Annotated in this window: 28 protein-coding genes; 13 read left to right on the top strand and 15 right to left on the bottom strand. The window is 46.6% G+C overall.

Going from position 1 to position 21,681, the window contains the following annotated elements; all coding sequences use genetic code 11:
• Window positions 1-270: 270 nt before the first annotated feature.
• Together CS022_RS17830 and CS022_RS17835 are read right to left on the bottom strand one after the other, a co-directional pair.
• Window positions 271-498 carry a helix-turn-helix domain-containing protein gene (locus CS022_RS17830; RefSeq protein ID WP_129123419.1) on the bottom strand — a complete coding sequence of 76 codons (228 nt, stop codon included), beginning with the start codon at window positions 496-498 and terminating at the stop codon, window positions 271-273.
• Window positions 499-670: 172 nt separating this feature from the next.
• Window positions 671-1,111: an SF0329 family protein gene (locus CS022_RS17835; RefSeq protein ID WP_129123420.1), complete on the bottom strand. Its 441-nt coding sequence runs from the start codon at window positions 1,109-1,111 to the stop codon at window positions 671-673.
• A gap of 439 nt (window positions 1,112-1,550) precedes the next feature.
• On the opposite strand from CS022_RS17835, the gene CS022_RS17840 reads away from it, so the two are divergent.
• Entirely contained in the window at window positions 1,551-1,802 is a 252-nt protein-coding gene (locus tag CS022_RS17840; protein ID WP_129123421.1) for a type II toxin-antitoxin system HicB family antitoxin, read from the top strand.
• Window positions 1,803-1,827: 25 nt separating this feature from the next.
• Window positions 1,828-2,085 carry a hypothetical protein gene (locus CS022_RS17845; RefSeq protein WP_129123422.1) on the top strand — a complete coding sequence of 86 codons (258 nt, stop codon included), beginning with the start codon at window positions 1,828-1,830 and terminating at the stop codon, window positions 2,083-2,085.
• Here the strand turns inward: CS022_RS17845 and CS022_RS17850 are convergent.
• Entirely contained in the window at window positions 2,049-2,306 is a 258-nt protein-coding gene (locus tag CS022_RS17850; RefSeq protein WP_129123423.1) for a helix-turn-helix domain-containing protein, read from the bottom strand. The genes CS022_RS17845 and CS022_RS17850 overlap by 37 nt on opposite strands.
• 446 nt (window positions 2,307-2,752) lie before the next feature.
• On the opposite strand from CS022_RS17850, the gene CS022_RS28210 reads away from it, so the two are divergent.
• The 6 genes from CS022_RS28210 to CS022_RS17880 all read left to right on the top strand — a co-directional run bounded on the left by CS022_RS28210 (window position 2,753) and on the right by CS022_RS17880 (window position 6,936).
• The gene (locus CS022_RS28210) at window positions 2,753-2,944 is read left to right on the top strand and encodes a response regulator transcription factor (protein WP_129123424.1); all 192 of its coding nucleotides are present in this window, start codon (window positions 2,753-2,755) and stop codon (window positions 2,942-2,944) included.
• A 23-nt stretch (window positions 2,945-2,967) separates the two neighbouring features.
• Window positions 2,968-4,212: an HlyD family secretion protein gene (locus CS022_RS17860; protein ID WP_129123425.1), complete on the top strand. Its 1,245-nt coding sequence runs from the start codon at window positions 2,968-2,970 to the stop codon at window positions 4,210-4,212.
• On the top strand, window positions 4,212-6,338 hold the full coding sequence (locus CS022_RS17865) for a peptidase domain-containing ABC transporter (protein WP_129123426.1): 2,127 nt from the start codon (window positions 4,212-4,214) through the stop codon (window positions 6,336-6,338). The genes CS022_RS17860 and CS022_RS17865 overlap by 1 nt, the downstream gene beginning before the upstream one ends.
• A gap of 163 nt (window positions 6,339-6,501) precedes the next feature.
• Window positions 6,502-6,636 (top strand): class IIb bacteriocin, lactobin A/cerein 7B family, encoded by a 135-nt coding sequence (locus tag CS022_RS17870; protein ID WP_161569668.1) that lies wholly within the window; start codon window positions 6,502-6,504, stop codon window positions 6,634-6,636.
• Between the two features lie 11 nt (window positions 6,637-6,647).
• On the top strand, window positions 6,648-6,800 hold the full coding sequence (locus CS022_RS17875) for a class IIb bacteriocin, lactobin A/cerein 7B family (protein ID WP_129123428.1): 153 nt from the start codon (window positions 6,648-6,650) through the stop codon (window positions 6,798-6,800).
• A gap of 1 nt (window position 6,801) precedes the next feature.
• Window positions 6,802-6,936: a class IIb bacteriocin, lactobin A/cerein 7B family gene (locus CS022_RS17880; protein WP_129123429.1), complete on the top strand. Its 135-nt coding sequence runs from the start codon at window positions 6,802-6,804 to the stop codon at window positions 6,934-6,936.
• 490 nt (window positions 6,937-7,426) lie between these two features.
• Here the strand turns inward: CS022_RS17880 and CS022_RS17885 are convergent, their stop codons facing one another.
• Together CS022_RS17885 and CS022_RS17890 are read right to left on the bottom strand one after the other, a co-directional pair.
• Window positions 7,427-7,756: a hypothetical protein gene (locus CS022_RS17885; RefSeq protein WP_129123430.1), complete on the bottom strand. Its 330-nt coding sequence runs from the start codon at window positions 7,754-7,756 to the stop codon at window positions 7,427-7,429.
• Window positions 7,749-8,123 carry a hypothetical protein gene (locus CS022_RS17890; RefSeq protein WP_129123431.1) on the bottom strand — a complete coding sequence of 125 codons (375 nt, stop codon included), beginning with the start codon at window positions 8,121-8,123 and terminating at the stop codon, window positions 7,749-7,751. The genes CS022_RS17885 and CS022_RS17890 overlap by 8 nt, the downstream gene beginning before the upstream one ends.
• Window positions 8,124-8,650: 527 nt before the next feature.
• Here CS022_RS17890 and CS022_RS17895 point away from each other — a divergent pair.
• The 5 genes from CS022_RS17895 to CS022_RS17915 all read left to right on the top strand — a co-directional run bounded on the left by CS022_RS17895 (window position 8,651) and on the right by CS022_RS17915 (window position 13,778).
• Window positions 8,651-8,872, top strand: a complete 222-nt coding sequence (locus CS022_RS17895) for a hypothetical protein (RefSeq protein WP_129123432.1) — start codon at window positions 8,651-8,653, stop codon at window positions 8,870-8,872.
• Window positions 8,869-10,236 (top strand): MvaI/BcnI family restriction endonuclease, encoded by a 1,368-nt coding sequence (locus CS022_RS17900; protein WP_129123433.1) that lies wholly within the window; start codon window positions 8,869-8,871, stop codon window positions 10,234-10,236. Before CS022_RS17895 ends, CS022_RS17900 begins: the two co-directional genes overlap by 4 nt.
• 20 nt (window positions 10,237-10,256) lie before the next feature.
• A complete protein-coding gene (locus CS022_RS17905; protein WP_268967909.1) occupies window positions 10,257-10,769 on the top strand; it encodes a very short patch repair endonuclease in 513 nt (170 codons plus the stop codon).
• Window positions 10,770-10,842: 73 nt separating this feature from the next.
• Window positions 10,843-12,573 carry a DNA (cytosine-5-)-methyltransferase gene (gene dcm / locus CS022_RS17910; protein ID WP_129123435.1) on the top strand — a complete coding sequence of 577 codons (1,731 nt, stop codon included), beginning with the start codon at window positions 10,843-10,845 and terminating at the stop codon, window positions 12,571-12,573.
• Between the two features lie 80 nt (window positions 12,574-12,653).
• Entirely contained in the window at window positions 12,654-13,778 is a 1,125-nt protein-coding gene (locus CS022_RS17915; protein WP_129123436.1) for a hypothetical protein, read from the top strand.
• 44 nt (window positions 13,779-13,822) lie between these two features.
• Here CS022_RS17915 and CS022_RS17920 read toward each other — a convergent pair whose 3' ends face one another.
• From CS022_RS17920 to CS022_RS26615, 10 genes are all read right to left on the bottom strand, one after another.
• On the bottom strand, window positions 13,823-14,407 hold the full coding sequence (locus CS022_RS17920) for a recombinase family protein (protein ID WP_129123437.1): 585 nt from the start codon (window positions 14,405-14,407) through the stop codon (window positions 13,823-13,825).
• A 150-nt stretch (window positions 14,408-14,557) separates the two neighbouring features.
• Window positions 14,558-15,370 carry an EVE domain-containing protein gene (locus CS022_RS17925; protein ID WP_129123438.1) on the bottom strand — a complete coding sequence of 271 codons (813 nt, stop codon included), beginning with the start codon at window positions 15,368-15,370 and terminating at the stop codon, window positions 14,558-14,560.
• 93 nt (window positions 15,371-15,463) lie between these two features.
• Complete coding sequence (locus CS022_RS17930; protein ID WP_129123439.1) at window positions 15,464-16,501, bottom strand: hypothetical protein; 1,038 nt, start codon at window positions 16,499-16,501, stop codon at window positions 15,464-15,466.
• A 337-nt stretch (window positions 16,502-16,838) separates the two neighbouring features.
• Window positions 16,839-17,651 (bottom strand): hypothetical protein, encoded by an 813-nt coding sequence (locus tag CS022_RS17935; protein ID WP_129123440.1) that lies wholly within the window; start codon window positions 17,649-17,651, stop codon window positions 16,839-16,841.
• A gap of 66 nt (window positions 17,652-17,717) precedes the next feature.
• Window positions 17,718-18,494, bottom strand: coding sequence for a hypothetical protein (locus tag CS022_RS17940; RefSeq protein WP_129123441.1), 777 nt, complete (start codon window positions 18,492-18,494; stop codon window positions 17,718-17,720).
• Window positions 18,491-19,231 carry a hypothetical protein gene (locus CS022_RS17945; RefSeq protein ID WP_129123442.1) on the bottom strand — a complete coding sequence of 247 codons (741 nt, stop codon included), beginning with the start codon at window positions 19,229-19,231 and terminating at the stop codon, window positions 18,491-18,493. Before CS022_RS17945 ends, CS022_RS17940 begins: the two co-directional genes overlap by 4 nt.
• Window positions 19,231-20,604, bottom strand: a complete 1,374-nt coding sequence (locus tag CS022_RS17950) for an AAA family ATPase (RefSeq protein ID WP_129123443.1) — start codon at window positions 20,602-20,604, stop codon at window positions 19,231-19,233. The genes CS022_RS17945 and CS022_RS17950 overlap by 1 nt, the downstream gene beginning before the upstream one ends.
• 10 nt (window positions 20,605-20,614) lie before the next feature.
• Window positions 20,615-20,965: a DUF1998 domain-containing protein gene (locus CS022_RS26605; protein WP_235869596.1), complete on the bottom strand. Its 351-nt coding sequence runs from the start codon at window positions 20,963-20,965 to the stop codon at window positions 20,615-20,617.
• 68 nt (window positions 20,966-21,033) lie between these two features.
• The gene (locus tag CS022_RS26610; RefSeq protein ID WP_235869599.1) at window positions 21,034-21,240 is read right to left on the bottom strand and encodes a hypothetical protein; all 207 of its coding nucleotides are present in this window, start codon (window positions 21,238-21,240) and stop codon (window positions 21,034-21,036) included.
• Between the two features lie 20 nt (window positions 21,241-21,260).
• Window positions 21,261-21,602: a hypothetical protein gene (locus CS022_RS26615; protein ID WP_235869605.1), complete on the bottom strand. Its 342-nt coding sequence runs from the start codon at window positions 21,600-21,602 to the stop codon at window positions 21,261-21,263.
• Window positions 21,603-21,681: the final 79 nt, after the last annotated feature.

The following is a 21,681-nucleotide window of genomic DNA, read 5'->3' on the forward strand; positions in this document are numbered from 1 at the left end:
ACGCAGTCGCGTTTGTCATACGTCCCCATCGTGCCTGTGTCTCTCAAAATAAAGCTGGCATAAAGCATTCATCAACCATGCCTAAAGCAAGATAAAGCATACCTAAAGCACATTTAAAGCAAGGTAATGCACAAATGATGCATTAAAACAGCACAAATGTAGCCGAAATAAAGCATTTATGAGGCATCTCATGAAAAGTAGCCAGAAAGTCCACTCGTTTCCCCCCGTCCTTACCAACAACGGCGGACTGGATGTCTGGAGGGGACAAAGCTACGCCGCCCGCTCGTCACCCTGCTTGCTAACTGCATTATGTAGCGCATAAGCAACCAGATAAAACATAGAGGGCTTACCTTCGCCCCTTACCAGCTTGCTTAGGGTGCTTTGTTGGAATGAATAGCCAACTTCGGCAGAAATAAGCTGCGCGGCTTTGTTCTGTGAGCCGGCTTGAGCAACAAGTTCGGCTATCCGTTGTTGAGGTGCTTTAGTACATATGGTCATAGTTTATGCTCCTGCGAAGAACTCAAAATAGATGACCAGCGCAGCGCCAGCAAAACTCGCAAAGACAGTGCCACCGACAATAAAAAAGTCCCGATGCTTTTTTATGAACTCAATTATTTTCATGTGTTGTTCTCCTTGATATGACACATTTAAATTTTTGTAGTGAGCCCGGTTATGTCAGCCGGGCTTCAATCACACGTATCGCCGCAGGGTTCGACAGCTTCTCTTTCAGGAGCGGTAAACGCCGCCTGCCAATTCTTTTATCCGACGCTTTGAGGATATCCGTCAGCCCCCAGTGATCATGTTCGAATACACGGTTAAACACCGCGTCTTTGGGGGTATCGATATACTCCCTGAGCAGGCTGGAGATATCTGAAACATCCATGATGTACGGAAAAGCGCCTGTCGGGGCTCTTTCCGGATTCTCCCTGCCCATAAAATCGCCGGGGTAGTCCCACAACACCTCTTTACCCAGCGTGAGCCAGTATCTCGGAATGTTGGTATCACCGTAATTTGATGCCATCCGGTAAGCCCTGCATTGCAGCTGGATCTTAAGCCCGTCAGCGACAAGCAGATAATACTCTTTCTGAAGTTTGCTCCAGGGCTTACTCATGTTTATAAAATCCTGACTGTAGCGGCCGGGTGAGGCGTATTGAGGGGGAACCGGTCAGGGAAAATAAAGGTAAGGTCGGCCAACGAGACTCTTCGAACGCTCCGGGAAGCGGGTCGGCAACAACCCCCCAGGCCCCAGTTTCGGACGCCCTAGGAGCCCCGTTGACACAACGAACATCTGAACGTTCCGGGGAGAAAGGCCAGTTGCCAACCTCAAACCCCTTAAGGAAGCTGTCCAAACTTCGTCAGTGATATAAAAGTAACGGCCTGCAGACAGGCTGTCAACGGTAGTTAAATCAATGGGATGCTGACCGGTTGGTTTGTCGTTAGGACGGGTGAAATACAGGCAGTGATCAGCAGATATCTGTCATGCTCTTTCTGGGTTTACGGTATGATTCGCAGGACACAGCATGTGATCAGAAGAACAGTGAGGAGTAAAAATGTTATATCCGGTAGCCGTTGAAGAGGGTAACGATGATCATGCCTTTGGTGTTGTTGTACCCGATATGCCGGGCTGTTTTTCAGCAGGAGACACACTTGATGAGGCGTTACAGAATGTGACTGAAGCCATTGTCCTGTTTCTGGAGGATTATTCAGAACTCCCCGCCGCTACGGAGCGCTCCACTCTGAAATCCGCCCCTGAATTTGAGGGCTGGACGTGGCATATGATTGAGGTGGAAGTGGATGTTTAATGACACCTGATGTGACTCATAGTCCGTGGCCTTTCAGGCAACAAAACCGGATAATAACAAGAAACACAGGGGAGCAGACATGACGCAGGATACCGACCCCGGGGTCAGCCTCGAGGAGCACTACAAAGGGTACGTGATTTACTTAGAAAACAACGCCGATCAGCATACCGGCGGCTACGAATACAGTGTGTCTGACGGAGACAATATTCTGACTGAAGGTCTGGAGTTTGACAGCGAGCAGGCGCTTCAGCAGGCCCGCGACTTTGTCGACGCGCTGGACTGAGTTTCCATTTCTGACAGGCGGGAGAGAAACCCGCCGGTTTCCGCCCCGAGCGCTGTCAGCAGTTTCTCGAGTGTATCAAGGGTGATGTTGCGGCGGTTGCGCTCGACCCCTGAAATAAAGGTTCTGTCGACACCGGACAGTTTCGCCAGTTTTTCCTGACTGAGCCCGGTCTCAAGCCGGACAACCCGCAGCAGTTGTGCGGTATTTTCCCGAACAGGCATATACGCCTCCTTCAATGATCACGCCGGCACAGTATCAGGGCATCAGTCACCTGACCACGGACTATGAATCACATTTTTTATTTAATACCGACGCCAAACCACTATAAGCACATTCCCAGAAGCATTCCTTAGTTTTATTACACGCTAGAGTGGAAAAATTAAAGTACTCATTCAAAAACACTGAAAGCTACCCTAATGTGTAGTTTTAAATTAATAAGTTTATAAAAAACAAAAAAAATAATATAAACCGAAGAATAAAAATCGAAAAATACTTACAAAAACATCTTCTCAACGATGAAATCAAAGCTAAGTCAATAAATAAAACGCCTTTATTTTAAGAATTGGCCTCAATTATTGATCCTGAGCCATACATTGAAATCTAGACATTTCCATTTGAGAAAATAGAAATACCATATGCAATATTGAAACAATAAAGGTATGAAAGTATGGAGTTCACACCGCGTCAATGCCAGATCATCAACCTAGTGGTTCAAGGCTACTCAAACAAGGAAATAGCTAAGAAACTGTTCATAACAGAAAACACTGTAAAATATCACTGCAAAGTCCTATTCGCTAAATTTGAAGTAACTAGCCGCACTCAGCTGATATTTAAATTCAGCATCAAAAAATCTGCATAATTATTAAAATCCAGGTATAAAAAATGACCCTATTCCGGCAACAAGCCGTTGATGAGCAGTATCAGCGGCTTTATGGTAGTGTAACTATCTCACCTCCTATATCTCTTCATATATTATCAGCAGTAATATTATCTGTTGTAAGTGTAATATTTATTTATATCTCTCTTGCAGACTATTCACGTAAAGAAAAAGTCAGAGGGTACCTGTTACCAGAGTCTGGAGTCCTGAAGGTTTATGCAAATCAATTGGGTACAGTTGACCAAATATTAGTAAATGAGGGAGACCACGTAGAACAAGGGCAAATATTAGCCAGAGTAACGTTAGCCCGAACAACTGTTACTGGTAGCGAACTGAATGAAAGCCTACTGGCAGAACTAGAGCAACAGCTTCTGCTTTTAAACACTGACAAAAGTCGTTATCAGAAATTAGCAAACATCAACCAGCAAAAGTTAAAACTAAAGCTCAGTGGGCTCACAGAAAGCTTGCTACTTATCAAACGCCAAAAAGATTTACTGGATAAGACTGTTGCTACACGTGAGGCGCAATATCGAAAACTTAAAGTGCTGGTCGATAATGGGCATGCAACAGAAACACAGCTTCAAGACCGCTACCAAGCGCTTCTGTCAGCTCGCCGTGACATGGAGGCAAATGCATCAAACAGGGTTACTGTTGAAATCCAATTCAATGATCTGAAAAGTGAGCTGGAAATGATACCACATCAACTCGGAATGGAGTTGACTGAAAATGCCAGGAGAAGGTCATTATTGACACAGCAAATAGAAGAAACACGGAACAACCATAAGTTTGCAGTAGTAGCGGTGGAGTCGGGAGTTGTTACATCTATCTCTGTTAAAGAGGGTGAGTTTCTTTCAAATAATCGCTCACTGATGAGCATATTACCTTCGGGCTCTGAACTCATTGCTGAGTTGCTTATCCCAACAAGATCTGCAGGTTTCATAAAGAGAGGAAGTGCTACCCGCCTTCGTTTTGATGCTTTTCCGTATCAGCGTTTTGGGTTGATGGAAAGTGAAATCTTTCAGGTTGATAAGGCTTTGACTCTGTCTAACAGTCACAATATCCCCTTATCCCTTAACGAGCCCGTGTACAGGGTAAGAACACGCCTGCCCTATCAGGCAATAACAGCTTACAACCAGAGTTTTCCGCTAAAGAGCGGCATGCTGCTCGAAGCAGATATTGTCATAGATCAACGCTCACTACTCGAATGGCTACTGGACCCTATCTTTAGTCTAAAAGGGAGAATAGGTTAATGAGTATTTCACATGTACAACAGGATGAGCCTATTAACCCAGTTACATTATTGGAGTATTCCGGACAACGACGCGTACCGCTTATCCTCCAAACAGAAATTGCCGAATGTGGGCTGGCATCGCTGGCTATGGTCGCATCCTACCATGGTCACAAAATTGATATGGCTGGGATCAGACGGCTTTTTACTGCAAATCATAGCGGTATGAACCTTCAGCAAATAATCGAGGTAGCCGATAAATTAAACATGGCAAGCCGCGCTCTTCAATGCCCTTTGGAAGAAATAGGAAACTTGGCTCTTCCATGTATATTGCACTGGGATATGAATCATTTTGTCGTTTTGACAGGGGTAAGCAAAAATAAAATTACGGTAAATGATCCAGGCATGGGAAAAGTAACTTTTACCACTGAAGAGTTCTCCAAACACTTCACCGGAATCGCCTTGGAGCTGACACCAACCAGTGCCTTTAAAAAAAGTGACAATCGCAAGCAAATGCGAATAACCCAGCTTTGGAGCAAAATAAGCGGGTTTAAACGAACATTATCAAGCCTCCTCGCGCTGTCTATGCTATTGCAAGTATTCGCGTTGACAACACCTTACTACATGCAATTGGTCATCGATGAAGTTCTCGTTAGCTATGATGAATCTTTGCTCGTAGTACTCGCAGCAGGATTTGGGCTTCTTTGTCTTATTTCGGTCATAACAAGCATACTCAGAAGTTACCTAATACTCAGAGTTTCAAGCATGATGAATATGCAAATGGGAGTAAATCTATTACGACACTTAATGCGACTGCCAATGACATACTTTGAAACTCGTCATGTGGGAGACATAGTTTCCCGTTTCGGTTCACTTGCAGCCGTTAGAGAGCGCATAACAACCGGGCTTGTAGAGACATTTGTTGACGGAATTATGGCTATTGCCGTTCTGGTAATGATGCTCCTTTACTCAGCAAAATTGACACTAGTTGTGGTCGCAGCCGTCGCTCTCTATGCATTATTACGCATTACACTCTACTACCCGTTCCATCGTGCAACTGAGGAATCAATTCAGGCAAGCGCAAAAGAACAGTCAAACTTTCTCGAGAATATCAGAGGTATTCAAACCATTAAGTTATTCGCCTGTGAACCTATGAGACAGGGAATATGGCAAAACCGTTTCGCTGAAGTTATCAACGCTGATATCAGGCTAGGTAAACTCAGGATCAGCTTTGATGCTATCAACACATTGCTATTTGGTATAGAAAATGTGCTAGTGATCTATTTTGCAGCAATGTTTGTCATGGATGGAGAACTAACAGTAGGAATGATCTTAGCGTTTGTTGCTTACAAGCGGCAACTCACTGAGCGCGCATCAAACTTCATTGAGCAGCTCATAGAGTTCCGTATGTTACGGTTACATATGGATAGAATTTCTGACATAGCCATGTCTGAGCAAGAGAGTGACAGAGATGGGGTTGGTATATCGGATAAAATTAAGGGGCGTATTGAACTGAAAGATATTAGCTTTGCTTACAGCGACAATGACCCAGAGGTTATATCAAATCTTAGTTTAACCATCGAGCCCGGTGAATCAGTAGCAATAACAGGTAGTTCAGGCTGTGGAAAAACAACACTTGTAAAAATAATGCTGGGACTTTTAACACCAACAAAAGGTCAGGTCTTAATCGATGGAGTCGATATCCGACAGGCAGGTTTAGTACCTTATCGAAAGTGTGTTGCAGCAGTAATGCAGGATGACCACCTTTTGACAGGCTCTATTGTAGACAATATATGCTTTTTCGATTCAGAGCCGGATCTGAATTCAATTTACAAGTGCGCGAAAATCGCTTCTATTCATGAAGACATAATCAAAATGCCAATGGGTTACAACACCATGGTGGGAGATATGGGAAGTCAGTTTTCTGGGGGACAAATACAACGTTTGCTTCTAGCTCGAGCGCTTTACCAGAAACCTGATGTACTATTTATGGATGAAGCAACAAGCAGTCTTGACGTAAATAATGAAGCAGTAATAAGCCAGCAAATTAAAGAACTTGAGATAACACGAGTAATTATTGCTCACAGACCTGAAACACTAAGACATTCAGGGCGTGTCGTCTTCATGGAAAAAGGAAGTATTTCATAACAATCCATAAAACCACCCTAAATGATCATTAAACTCTCACTCAATGTATTAAGTGAGTCGCAAAAAAAAAACAAGACTACTCTTTTAAGTAGTTAAAAACAAAAAACTTAAAAATTAATATACCAATCACCAGATAATGGTAAAACAAAAAAGGATTTATATTATGAAAACACTTAACACTAAAGAAATAAGCAATGTAAATGGTGGCGTACCTCCAATGTTAGTTGTATGGGGTGTATATACTGTTCTGGCACCAGCATTTGCTTATGGTGTTGCTAAAGGTGCTTCAGGTAACTAAGGAATAATAAAATGAAAGAGCTTAATAAAAACGAAATTAAAAATGTTAATGGCGGTCTTGGCCCACTAGTAATTCCAGTAGCTAAAGCCGTTGTTAGTGTTATTGGTGGAGTGAGTGGCGCAGCTGCCCTTGGGTATGTTCTGGGTAAGAAGCTAAGGGACTAAGATGAAAGAACTTAATACAGCAGAAGTAAAAGAAGTAGCCGGTGGAGCACTTCCTGTAGCAGTAATTGCTGTCACAGAAGCTATCGCATTTGTTGGCGGTGTGGCTGGTATTGCTGCTTGGTTACTTGACGATTAAGTAACTTATTGATGGAGCATGTGATTATAGATAGTTGCTTGCTCCATTTTAGATAAAGATCTAAAAAAAAATTAAAAAAATTCATAAAAAAACTTTTTTTATTATAATGATTTTTTTATGAGGTAAAAAAATGTTTGTTGAATATAAGCTGAATTTTTTCTTTCTATCTATAACTATAATACCATTTATTATAAGCTATATCCCTTCTATAAGAAGGTACCTTATCAGAGTGTCTTCAGGGGAAAGAAACCTTATCATCCCAATACTACCAGCTATACCATTAGCATTTCTTATGGGTATTGATAATACATTTTTTGGTAAATTCATCACTATTATATTTATGCTTTATTTTCTTTTTGTATATTCAATCGCTTTTTCTAATTACTTAGAAAAAGATAATAACTAACCAAACATATTAATTATTATCTTTAAAATAAAGACTTCGTGCCCTAAAAGGCATAACTTACGTAAGTTATGCCTTTTTCGTAATTTATTTAATTCTTGTACTGAGCCCGGTGAACTCACTGAATACCGACTCAAGCATGTCGCAGTAAACCCCTGACTGGCTGCTTATTTCCGGACACTCAAATGAGCGGCGGCAAAGCGTAAATGCTGAGACCGTATATGTATCTGACGGGTCAAGCACTATCCGGATTCGGTTAATACCACTTTTCGCAAACCGGGCAGGAAGATCAAACTGCAACCCCGGCGCCTCGAGAGCGACGAACTGCCGCGCCCCTGTCATGGCCACAAACCGGTTACCGCCCAGCTGGCTGAGAATGGTTCTGGCAACGGTGCGGTTATAGTCTGAATTATTCATTTTCAGCCTCCCACTCATCAGCAGCATCAATAAAGCACTCGAGAGCCTCAACCGTGTGTATCAGCCAGCCGTAAGGTCTCAGTGCCACATTCAGCGCCGTAACCATTTCATACACACTGGGGTTTAACGCCCGTAACTTGCAGTAAAGATCAAACAGCCGCTTATCCATCACTTCAGCCCGGAACGGGCGCAGGGAGCTCATTGCTGTGGAGCCTGAGTGATGCAACGGTGATACGTTGCCCGCCTGACGGGCATTTGTGGAGCAGGGTGCTGAAGGGACTGAACGTGACATGGCTTTTCTCCTCTGGGTTAGTGTCTCATCGCCGTTTTCGCCTGCCTGCCCGAACGCCTGCCGGGTTCTGGCCATCAGGGGCGCGCTGTCTGCGTTTATTTACCCTTGAGGGACAGGTTCAGGCATGCGAAGGGACTGCAAGGCAGCGGAAAAAGGTGAAGAGATACGGCAGGGGCTGAAGCAGTCGGGAAGAGCCGTGCACCCGTTGCGACACTTTGCCCGTCAGGCGGAAGGCTTTGGATCTTTAAGCTCTGGTTGTTGTTCCGGGAAAGCATCGAAAGAACAGTTTCGTAAAACAAGAAATGACCCGTCTTGGCGGCTACATTCCCGGTGTGGAAGTACTCTGTCGAACATCGACAGACATTTGTTCAAAGGGGTGTCCGATTGGACACCACAACCAAAAAAAATAATAAACAAAAACATATTAATTCACACTAAACACATGTAAAAGTATTATAAATCAATTATTTACTTAATTTATCGTGGTTTAACATTACCCATTTTATGTTTTTATGTAATTGATCTGTTGATCATTAGTGGATATAGTCTCCCCCGAAATCTCATATATGACACTTAATCTCATAAATGAATCGGGAGACACAGTGATGTGGAAAACCAGCAAAACGGAACATCGTGCAGTTCATACCTCAGAATTTGATGAATGGGGGAACTGCCCTCAGTGTGGCCAACACGAGGCAGACTGCGAGTGTCCCGGACCTGCGGATCTTTTCATGAACGGTGAGGAGGACAACACAGACAGCCCTGCCCAGAATACACTCCCGGAAAGACCTGCCCCACAAAAGCCGGAAACAGAAACGCTATGACGAATACTTTCGAACATCACTACAGTGATATCAGACAAATCCTTGCCAGTTTCCCTGAAGATACTTTCACCCATGTACTGGCCAAGGTGTTACCCAAAAACGCCAACGACAAAAACCAGATTTACTGGTCGGCAGATTTCAACATGCTCGGCTCTCTGTTCGGTTTCCGATTCGGCGACCGCGGTCCCGTTACGAGCAACAAAAAGGGCGGGGCCAATAAAGGCCGGAGTATCCCGGAAGCGGTCTTTGAACAATTCAGCTGGATCACTGAAGACGGTCGGGCTGTACCGGCGCCAAGGGTGAAAATGCTTATCTATGCCCAGTACCCGGAGATGCGGCTCAGCGGATTCAAAACAGAAACCAACGAGATCCCCGCGTCACTCTCGGTGAGTTTTACCAAAGAAAACCCGGAGGCAAAACGCATCATGATCCTGGGCCGCACCTACACCGGCGGTGCCGCGGCAATGATAGTGATCCCGCAGGGAGATCTGGAGAAACAAATCCTCGCCACACCCGGCTTTATGGGATCACGGGTTGTCAGGCTCCTTCATGAACAGCATCGCAACATCAATGACCTCAGGGATCGGCTGAAACAGGCCGCCGGGCAGTGGATGCCGGGCGTGAGAAGGACCCGAGACGACACCACCATCCCGTTTAACGGCACCCAGGTCTGCGGTTACACCCTTGAGGACGCCCTTGAAATCATCCCCAACGCTGATAAAAACGGCGATTATATGGGGATCGAGTTAAAGGCGCACACCGCGAAGAAACTGACCCTGATGACCACAGAGCCGGATATGGGGCTTTATGCAAAAAACTTTGCTGATTTTATGACTACCTACGGCTATGAAAAGAGCGGGGCATGGCGCTGGACCGGGATCCATAAAGAAGGCATGCGCAGTGAGCGTTCAGGGCTGACACTGAGAATAATGGGTTACAACCGGAACCAGCCAATTTCCGGTCAGCTTATTGCCGGTGAGCTCTATATCGGCCTGTTTGACAGTGAGGAAAACCTGGCCGCGGGCTGGAGCATGGAGCGGATTCTGGGTGGCTGGGATGCCAAACACAATGAGACTGTGTATGTGAAAGCCACCCGGAAAAACACAGAGAACCCAGAATTGCTCAACAGCGGTCACAAATATGAGGTCCGGTTTGACAATGAGGTACTCTGGTGCCGGGGAACCAACCCGGAGCGGCTGCTCAATGCCATACTGGATCATGTCATTATTATTGACCCGGCACCGAAATATGATCCGGCCAATCCCGGAAACAACAAACGCCGTACCCAGTGGCGGGTCAATGACATTCATAAAGCCGTACCGTCACTCTATGAAAACTATGAGCATACGGATCTGTTCAGCTGACAGACAGCGTCGGAGGCAGGGTGAAATCCGAAGCAGTTACAGAAAGCCGCCGGCGCAATATGCAGGCCATCCGCGGCAGGGACACCCGTCCGGAATTACTGGTAAGAAAAGCCCTTCATGCGCGGGGCTTCCGCTACCGGATCGCACCCGCCACACTGGCGGGAAAACCGGATCTCTGGTTACCGAAATACCGCGCGGCAGTGTTTGTCAGTGGCTGCTTCTGGCATGCCCATGACTGTGACCGGTTCCGTCTTCCCGCCACCCGGCGGGACTTCTGGGCAGACAAACTCAGCAGTAACGTAAGGCGCGACAGGAAAACGCTGGCCACACTCGCAAAAGCAGGTATCCGCGTGTTGGTGATATGGGAATGTTCCCTGAAAGGGCCCGGACGCCTTCATCAGGATCTGGCCGTCAGACTGACAGAGACATGGCTCAGGAGCGGCAGCAGGTTTGCTGCAATAGACAGTGAGGGACTGTGCTGTTTTTCACAGCCGGAGTATGCCAGGATGACAGGCATCATAACCACTGTATAAAAAGCCATGAAAAACTCACAAAGGGAATATTGTGTGATAAACTTTCACACAAATAACCCAGTGAGGAAACCCCGTGCAGCACAAAGAATACATCATTGACGGAGACCGTGTCGACGAACAGCGGATACTTGAGCAGAAAAAAAAGACCAATCAGCTGCTTAAGCTCCTTGTCGAGATCTACGACCAGAAAAACCTCGCCATCCGTCTGGCTGCACCGGACATCAACCTTCCTGTCTCACGGGAAAAAATCAACCAGTGGAAAAAAGCCCCCGACAAAAGCGATATCATCTTCAGCGAACAGGCCATGGAGCACATCCGTGCTGCCCTGCTGCCGGCCAGGCCCGCCCACTGGGATAACCCTGATTTCACCTTTATTGACCTGTTTGCCGGTATAGGCGGCCTGCGCAAAGGCTTTGAGGATATCGGCGGTAAATGTGTCTTTACCAGCGAATGGGAACGTCAGGCCCGCCGGACGTATCTTGCCAACCACTTTGTTGACGAGGAAGAACTGCCTTACTTTCTTAACGAGGAAAACGACCCTCATCCTTACAGCGGGGAAAGCTGGCAGGCCAACAACAGTATGATGGACATTACCCGTGTGACCCTGAGCGGTGATCACAGGTTCAATGCCGATGAGAAACAGCGGAATATCCTGCGCCGGATCCCGGAACATGATGTGCTGCTGGCCGGATTCCCCTGCCAGCCCTTCTCCCTAGCCGGCGTCTCCAAGAAAAACTCCCTCGGCCGCTCACACGGGTTTGAGTGTGACACGCAGGGCACCCTGTTTTTTGATGTAGAGAAAATCATTGAAGCCAGACAGCCGAAGTTCTTCGTGCTGGAGAATGTCAAAAACCTCAAAAGTCATGACAAGGGCAACACCTTTGCCACCATTATCCGGGCTCTCGATGCGCAGGGTTACCACGTCCTCAACGTCACCACTGAGGGCAATGACATCGAAGAGGCCATCGGTGTGGTAAGAAAGCGGAAAAATGATCCCACAATCATTGACGGTGTGCGCTTCACACCCCAGCACCGTGAGCGGGTGGTACTTGTCGGTATCCGCCGCGACATACTGAACGCAGAGCTCGAGCAGCTGAGCCTCGGTAATATACCTGTGCCGGAGCAACGCTATACCGTGAGAGATATCCTGGTGGATCTCTCAGAGGAAGACACGGCACGTTATACCCTGACCGAGAACCTGTGGAATTACCTTTATCACTATGCACTGAAACACCAGACCAAAGGTAACGGGTTCGGGTTCGGTCTGGTTGACCCCACCGATCCCGATGCGGTTACCCGTACCCTGTCGGCCCGCTACTATAAGGACGGCTCGGAAATTCTGATTAACCAGCACGGGCTGACACCGGAATACCTTCAGAGAAACCGTGAGCACGGCATCCGTAAAAATGCCGATCGCGCTGAGGCGGCAACGGCTTTCGCTGAGGAGCAGGCCGCAGATAATCCGGCGTTTACTGACGCGGAGTACAAAGCATGGATCAAAGAAGGTGAAAAGCGGTATGACGAAGAGCATGGCCGCTATGCGCCGGAATTTGACGCTTCATGGCGTACCCCGCGCCGGCTGACACCACAGGAATGCGCCCGGCTGATGGGGTTTGAGAAGCCGGAGCATGACCGTGAGGACGCGGATACTGATTTCAGGATCGTCTGTGCCGACAATAATGCTTACAAGCAGTTCGGTAACTCCGTGGTCGTCCCGGTATTCCGTGCCGTGGCGCAACTTCTGGCGCCGCATATCAGACAGGCGGTAAACAACAACGGCCGTGAAGCCGGTGACGCGGCCTGATATCAAAAGACAGGGCTGTAACGCAGCCCTGAGTATCAGGGACTGGTAGGTTAATACATACAGAACAGGCAGGGAAGCTCATGAAGGATTGCATCGAGTATTTTTTCGAATGGGAAGGAAGCAAGCGTATTGAGTCGTTTGCAAGTGAGTATTTATTTCATACCCAAGTAAGAAAATATTATGGAAGCCACGCTTCCTTCGACTGGTTCATGGACTTCCCTGATACAAAGAATTCTCCACTATTCATTCGATTCACGGGTAAAGAGCCCGTCAGAAACCTGAATATTGCTGATCGAAAGTTCACTCATCATCTTCTGAAGCTTGGCGCCAGGGTTATTTTTGCACGCTATAACCCTGACACAGACAGCTTCGAAGCGGCGCCGGTGACAGAAAAAGTAAACGGTTTAACTACTCCACCACCAGATGATGCCGCCTTTCTTATCATGCGGGAGGCAGGAAAAACTCAGCCCGACACTCCAAAAGTTGCACGTAACAAGGACAATGCCCGGATAAAGATCAGGCAAGTCTGTGAGGCGCTGGGTACAAATATTGTAAAGCACCTTCATCTGCAACGCCGTTTCATCAACAGTGTACTGAGGCCGGCATTACATAGGCACCCCTCTGATATTGATACAGTCTGTCTCTCTGGCCAACATCTGCACATTATAGAATTTAAAAGAAAATTCCCTGCGCGCAATTACCTGACACCAATGGAAGGGGTTACAAATGAATGTATAAGACGCAGTGTACAAGAGTATTGCGGGAAGACTTATAAACGACAGACTGACATTTACAATCATCTCTGCGCGAAAAAGCTTGTAAAAGTTACCAATCACTCAGTTTATGGTTTGGATGCGGGACATGTAAATGCGGCAAGATGGTACTCAGAAAACGGACTACCTTACAGCCTCATACACTGGGAAAAAGGACAGAAAGACAGATCCCGACCAGTACAGAGCATTGAACATATAGATACCGGCTCATGGAACTTCCTGCAAGAGGAAACTCTGAAGTTTAACCTACCTTACACACTGAGATTTGTGGGTATCAACTTCACGTTCGGCAAAAACAGCGGTATGAACGGTTCTGTCAGGATACAGAAAATGATAGACGGAGCATCTTTCAAAAAAAGAAAGGGCGTAAGCCATTCAGAGCAGTTTTCAGTGACCTGGAAAAAAGCCTCATATCAACAGCAGATAATGTAAGTATTTCAGTTCCGCAAGAGCTTACTGCCTGACATACAGAAAATTCACTTATTCCAGTGCCTTTTTACCGTCGCAATTCCCAGCCCCAGAGCCGTCGCTGTTTTTGACTGACTTAGCCCCTGCTCACGACATTGCTTGACCTTTGCTGTAGTAGCCGTTGCTTCAGGCCTGCCAAGGCGTTTACCCTCGGCGCGGGCACGGGCAAGCCCTTCCTGGGTCCGTTCCCTTATCCGGTTACGCTCGAATTCGGCAAAGGCTGAAAACATCTGAAGCATCAGTTTGCCCTCTGCAGAACTCAGGTTCTGTACCGGCAGATCGAGAGAAACGACATGAACCCCCCTCTCTGTCAGCATCTCAATGGTCTTCTGGATATCGATATTGTCACGCCCCAGGCGATCGAGTTTCAGCGCAACCAGCGTATCCCCTGCTTCAAGTTTATGATCAACAAGAGTCCGAAACGCTTTTCGCTGCATCGCAGGCGTTGAGCCGCTGACCGTTTCGCTGATCACGCGGTGCGGCTGCACATCATACCCTCGACTTCGGATAGCAAGGATCTGGTTTTCCGTATCCTGTTCAATGGTCGATACCCTGCAATAGGCAAAAATCCGTCCGGTCGTGGCAGTATTCATGAAAAAGAGCCCTTAAAGCATCAGGAAAGGGTATCAATAATACTAACAGGTATCAGATAATAAAATGGCTGTTTTTTGATACCATGAGAATAGTCACATCATTTGGTATCATAAAACGACCAGTTAATAATACCTGCTTAGCGACGCGCACTACACAACTGACGCATGCAACTTCATCAATGTTTCCATAGGATCGGCACTCTCAATACGGTGGACTGCAACATGGCAATTAGCACATAAAATAGCTAAATCAGTAATTTTGGTTTTTTTACCAGCTCTGAGTTTACTCAAGGGGACTTTGTGATGAGCCTCCGCATAATCAAAACCATAAAGCTCTGAGAATTTAAAACCACATGCTTCGCAAAAAAGCTCACCATGAGTTTCGATAAACTTAGCTTTGGCCTGCTTTACGAGAACCGGATCCCGCTCCCTTACGATATGAGTTCTCACTGCCTTTCTTGTCTCGTCTGAGCTATATTCAGCCAACTCTAAGGGCTCACTCCCGCCGCCCCACAATGACATCACTTTGCTGAACTGCTCCGAAGATATCCGGAAGTTTGTACCCTGCCTCGCAGTAAGAAGCTGCATTTTTTCAAGGATTGGCTCTCTCTCCAGTAAGGTCGATTCAACAAGCCCCTGTTTCACACTTAACCTGACATCATCTAATTTCACACCCACTTTTATTTCAGATACTTCCCTTTTACTCCAATATTTTTCAAGCAGGTTTTCAGGGTGAAGAACTTTGTCCTTATGCACGGGATTTTCTTCAACTGTTCCAAATGCAACAAGGCCATAAGGATCACTGGATTTCCCCTTGGACCGCCAGAAGAAAACCTTGTCACCCACTTTGATCTCGTCCTGGTGTTTGGGGTGCTTAACAGCCCAGTAGACGTAACGAAAACCACTAAGATATTTATCAATATCAAAGTCTTCACGGTTACCTCTAAAAATCCAATACGACATAAAATCACCCGACAGAAAAGAAAAGCAGGCACTATACGCAAAATACACCGTGAAGGCCCGCTGTTGCGGGCCTTGTGCTTAAATAACCCTGCGTTACTTAGACGCCACCCTGGACGGCAGTGAGTAATAAACATCACGACGGACGTAAGGTTCACACACCTGTGGCGGCAGCAATGACAACCCCTCCATAAGGTTTACGTTGCTCACACGGCCTTCCATATAATCCTTGAGAGACGATTTATACAATGGAAATTCAGGTGACGAACCGTCTCCCCAGAAACCATGACTGATATTGGAGAAGAAACTGTCGCCACGAATAACATCATTCGATATCAGGTAAACATGGTTGCGGAACTGATCGTTACCCGGGTAAGACACAGAGCCGAACGATATCCCGTTCACATTGGTATTTGAGGCACGCTTAAACAGGAATGAATACCCTGTTCTCGGGCTGTGCCAGCTTATATCTATCCCTTTCAAAGAGACATTTGAAAACTTGCTGCCCTCCGAGTTAAGAACCAGCAGTGTACTGTCGTACTCCACTTTATGATTAAACGAGTCGATGAAAACATCACTGAACACAGAATCATTCACCGACCGCGAAAGCAGTGCCTGACCATTGAATTCAGAATGCCCGCCACTGATCGTTAACCCGTCAATGCCCGACGAATAAACGGAGTTAAAAACCGACAGAAACGGTTTGTTCACTGACGGCCCTATCAGCGTCAGGTTATTTATTGATGCGTTTGACAGCTTCTCCGCCACAAGATATTTCTTGGCTGCACCCGACGGAAAATCATACAGAGGCTGCTCAAGCACCAGATCATAGAGCTTGCCGGTGAAACGGCGGTTAAAAAGGGGCCCCTGCAGTGCAAGATGACTCACTTTATAGCCGTTACCCTCGATATTAAAGTTGTAGGCACCGCGTTTATTGCCGAGCGGCTGCATACCATAACAATCAATGTCATTGGTCAGACGGTAGGTATCTTTTTTATATCGTGCACCGTCAAGCATAGAGACAAAATCCTCACAGGTACTGACATCAAACACCTCTTCTGATGACGCTGTTGCGTGCGAAGCGACACAGACTGATGCAAGTGCCAATACGTTTAACGTTTTCGTGAATTTCATAATTTTCCCTTAAGTATATGGATAAAGCCTGCAGGGAACCCCTGACAGACATACCTATGTTAAAAGGAAAAACCCTCTGTAAATTATTAAGTTACCGACACAAAAAACGAGGTCTGTCGTAGCAGGACAGACCTTCATAAAAAGCAGGGTTGTCAAACTTCGACAGGGCTTTAAGGCGAAAATGTCGAAGTCCGACAGGCCCGGAAAGCAGGTATCACAGGGGGACACAGAAAAGACACAATTCTGGCCTGTCGAAGATGGACAAAGCGAAGGGCTGAGTGGGTTTGTTCAGGCCTGGTGTGTCGAACCCGGACAGGGCGAAAGATTGAAAATCAAATCACAAGACAGTTACGAATGTATATTTATCTTCCAGTTGCTGATAGCAGATTAACCCAACTCCCAGAGATGCAAGACAGTTTTCCAGATCCGGATTTTTATCCATCTCTGGTAACACCAGATATTTACAGACATCAGGGTTACCGGCCGCATGCATCATCAACTGGCCAACCCCGGTATACAAAGACTGAGTGTCCGTTGAGGTTTTGACTTCATAGAGAGCTTTAAGGCAACCGCCAGATTCCAGTGCAAGGTCAATTTTCTGAGTGTTATAAACGTCGCCCTCCGGATGCATAAGTCCGACGAACTCGTAAAGTGCATCAACCACTGAGCCATGCCTGACTATCGCCTGACCCGACTTTCTTGCCTTGACTGACTTGCTGCCACTGAATTCAGACGAAAAGTGTTTTGTTCCCTGCCCGACAGCATCACTGGTTTTCCTGCGGGCAAGCTTAATATCCAGCTTTGTAACAGCATATGGCCGGATCCGCTCCCAGAGCTGACTGTCAGACATCCCGTCAAGTTCGGACAGCACAGATTGATTAAGTGCAGACAAAGGACCCGGGTTACCGTTTTCATCCTTCCAGCCCTCACGTGAGTTTTTAAGATGGCTGTCGAAACGGTCTCTGGTGTTTTTCAGGCTGTTGTAGAACTCTTTCTCTGTTCTTCCCAGGCCATATGAGGGATAAAATTTACTGATTGCCTCCTTCCATACGGCGGTACCGAGGCAAGGTGGAGGAGACGACTGGCCAAGACGGGACAAAAAGTAACCTATCTCAGCGAGTTCTTTTTTTACGGTGTCTGAAAGATGCATTAACAGTGAATCCGGAAAGAGAATTGGAACAAAAAAAGTGCAGACTGAATCTGCACTTTCTCTGGTCTAGCTGAAACTGCTGGATTTCTGGATCAGTTTCAGCGGACGGAGAGTTTCAAACAATGATACCATCTTCGCCCTGAATTCAGCATCCACGCACCACTCAGGAGAAAGCTTTAACATTACACCTGATTCATCGACCTCAAACCGCGACATATCAGGCAGGTGTCGCTGAAGATTCACCATTTCCCTGACGAACTGACCAACAAACTTACTCATTCCTTTCGGGCCATTCGCATCGATCACACGGAGTGCCAGATAGCCTGATCCCTCCGGACGGTGAACAAGTGAAAGGTCAAACCCTGACAGGGGTTTTATACCTTCAATACTGTATGTAAAGGTTCCGGCTGACGATATAACCTCTGTAAGCCATTCATGAGAAAGGGCTTCAGTATGATTGTTATCACAGACATCCGGCACGGCATCTGTGGAATCTGGCACTTCAATATCAATGCCGGTACTCACAGGTACCGTTTCAATAGCGGGCTCAACCGGTGCTTCTGAACCAAACACACGGTTATAAACTCTTGCCGCAATATTCTGTACGTCTTTCCGACAGTGGCCGGACAGTTTTCTTCTCTCTTCAGAAAGATAACTGTACCCGAACCTTGTCAGTGAAAAGGCGTATGCCAGGTCGTACACCTTGTCGCCAATCAATTCTGCTTTTGCAGCCCTGAGGCGCTTCAGCATTTCCGGTTCAGGATTCAGGAGTGCCAGTGCTATTGCCCGCAGAACAATTGAATTCTCATCTGTGAATGGAATATTAATCCGCTCGTTATTCACGAGCTTTGTAACCGCACCTGACCATATTCTGAAGTTTTCAGGCTCGGCAACCTTACCGGAGACAGCTCAGTGAATTCATCAAGCACTGCTGCAGGAGCCCAGCCCACATCTATATTTTTGCGGGTACAGAGGCGTAAAAACTCTGAGGCAAGAACAAGCTGCTCTGAACCGGACTCAAGGGAAAGCAGGAGCCCAAGTGTATTCAGATCATCAGATAACACATTCTCAATACTTGCCATATCCCGCTGATTGTCATGTACCGACAGCCATTGATGTGCAAGTGCGAGTATGCCGTCGGCATAAGGTGCTTCTGCAAGGAATTTGTTTACGGCATCATCACAAACATCTGTCAGCTCCGGATGATCCTGAGCCGGAGATGATGCCACCGGCTCAGGCAGCGCAGCACACCGTAATGCAGTGACATCAAAATTTTCGTAGCTTCTGTCAATAAAGTTGGCTTTAGCCTCCTCTGAGACAAACCAGGCAGTCTTCAATTGTGACAGGGGAACAAAACCCGATGGCGCTACTTTTGATGCAGATAGCTCCAAAACGATATCTTTTTTGTCTATACCGCCCACCGAACAGATTGACGAAAGCTCCTTTACACTCAAAAGAGGCGATCCGCCCAGCGTTTTACAAAGCGCAAGCGGCACGATCTCGTAAGACAGAACGTAGCGGCGGAACGTCTTGAGAGGAATAACCGCAAAAGAGGAAAGCGCGCTGAAAGTGGTTTCCATTAATTGTGTTCTCTATATTCAATCAGGTTTGATCCCTGAGCCGGTAAATAATCAAAACAGCCGGGCCTGATACCGGGGCTCTCTTTACACAGAAAGAAAAGCTCCGAGCGGGCTCTTGAGCAAATGACATACATATTCATCTTAAATGTTGTCTCATCAGTATCATCTACCGAAAACTTCTGTAGATTGGGCACGAATACCGCATCAAATTCAAGCCCTTTACAACTCTGTCGGTGCAGTATTGTAACCACGCCCTGGGTATCAAAAATCAGGTTCTCGCTGTCTTTGCTATTATTGCTGCTGTACAATTGTACTGTATATCCAGACAGTCTTTTTTTGAGCTCCTCTCCAAAAAAAGCAATATCCTGTAGAGAGTCGACAACAATCCCCACTTCCAGCCCCCCTCTCACATCAAGGTAGCTGGCGATATAATCCACCTGAGCTTCGTATGACGGAGATGAGACAAAAACCGGGCGGTTTCCTTCTCTTACAGGAAGATTGGGTACACCAGTCGACAGACCTACATAAAAATGACGGGCAACCAATGCAATCTGTCGGGTATTCCGATAATTTTCAGTGAGAGAAAATTCTCTTCCTGAGCTGATTCTCAGTGCTTTCCGGATGTCGTCAAGAGAAGAGTTACTGTCAACATGAATCCGCTGATTCTCATCAGCCAGAATAGTGATGCCTCCGTTTTCCATCTCACTTCTGGCTGCTTTGAGAAAGCGAAACATATCCGGCTCAAAGTCCTGAGCCTCATCAATAATAAGATGCCCCCAGTCAACACGTTCACTGCCTTCCAGTTCGATATAACTGTCTCTCATTGACATCCAGTCATAACGCCATTTTTCGAGTTCTGGTGGCTTATAATTTTTCCCTGTCCACTTCAAATAATCAGCGGGGCAATCCTCGTAATTCTCACGAGGGACGTACCACATACCTAGTTTCCGAGAATTAGGATTGTACATCTTAGGATCCCAGCGGCCTCCCAACTTCTTCAACTCCTTATGCTCACCATATGAACAGTGAACGTAGGCACGGTCTCCCTCAAGTAAAAGGCGAGAACCATGTCCGCCCTTACCTACTATCCTGTGATTAGACCACCATTTATACATCCAGGAGTGCATCGTAGAGGTGGTAACACTGTCACCAAGATTTGCAGCAACATTCTCTGTAAAACGCTTTAGAACACGGTTATACATCAATACAGTCACTTTCTTTTTTCTTCGGGCCAGTGCTCCGGCCCGGAGAAATGCAATCACTGTCTTACCTGTTCCAGGTGCGCCGGAAACAAGGATACATCCGTCTTCAGGTGCCTCCTCAAAGATATCGAGCTGTTCATCACTGAGTTGTCTGGTATTAGGTAGCTGCATCAGTCAACTCCTACTGAAATAGCGTCAACCACCGGACCAAAAAATCCCCGGAATTTGTTGTCACCGATAAGCAGCTTTCTGTCCAGAAGCAGGTTGTTATATTCACAGCTGGTTTCTGAAACAGTGTACAGGAGTGGCAGGAGGACTTATTAAGCCCCATCACTCCCTGGGCCTCCATTTCACTGCAGACCGGATCATTAGAGCACCAGCCAGCAGTTTCCAGTGCTGCGAGAATAGCCGGAAAAATCCTGTCAGGCTCTCCCTGTTGAACAAGACCGCCCAGACTGCCTTCAGAATCACCATCCGCGGTGTATATCAGTATCCCGGCCTGATCATCACCTGCATAAATACGCTCACGCAATGAACCACTTGAATAACCGCTTTCGAAAGACAACTGCCTTATGAGAAGGTGGGCGAGTGTATGCAGGATTATGAACTTGGAACTCGGATCAGGCAGGTACGATGAGCACAATGGCCATGTCTGGATCGGGTATCTTCAATACGGCGTTTGAGCTCACCATCAATATTCGCTTCCCAGTCAAGAATACTTTTCTGGCTGAGCTCTATGAAGATACCCTCACCAAAGACCTCAATGGCTGGTAACCATGTATGACTGGTTCGCGTATCATTCATCATCACGATGTTCTCGTTGGGCTCTATCCGCTCAAAACCACAAAATGCGCGAACTTCCCTAAGTTTATCAATGAGTACGATTTTGCTGATAAATTTATCGAGGCCGAACGTCTCTTTCTTATCAGGGGATGTGGCCCGAGCTTGAACGTGGATGACACCTTACTTTCCACAGCAGAATCAGTCATCACCTGCCACTCTGCCGCACGAAGTTCGTGATCCTTCGGAACCCGGAATTCGCGCTTCTCCTGCTTTGAGGATGTCATTGCAGCAATAATGTCATCAGCTTTCAGCCCTGTTTCTTCCGCAATTTCACCAGAAAAAAACTTAATCCGCTTCTGGTTTTTTTCTTCAATCGCTTCACGCAAGTTATCGATATCCTGTGCATCTTTGATTTTGCTGTATACAGGGTTACCGACACTGTGCGTATCGTATGGAATATCAAGC

This window comes from Veronia nyctiphanis (genome assembly GCF_004116385.1).
Taxonomy (GTDB): Bacteria; Pseudomonadota; Gammaproteobacteria; order Enterobacterales; family Vibrionaceae; genus Veronia; species Veronia nyctiphanis.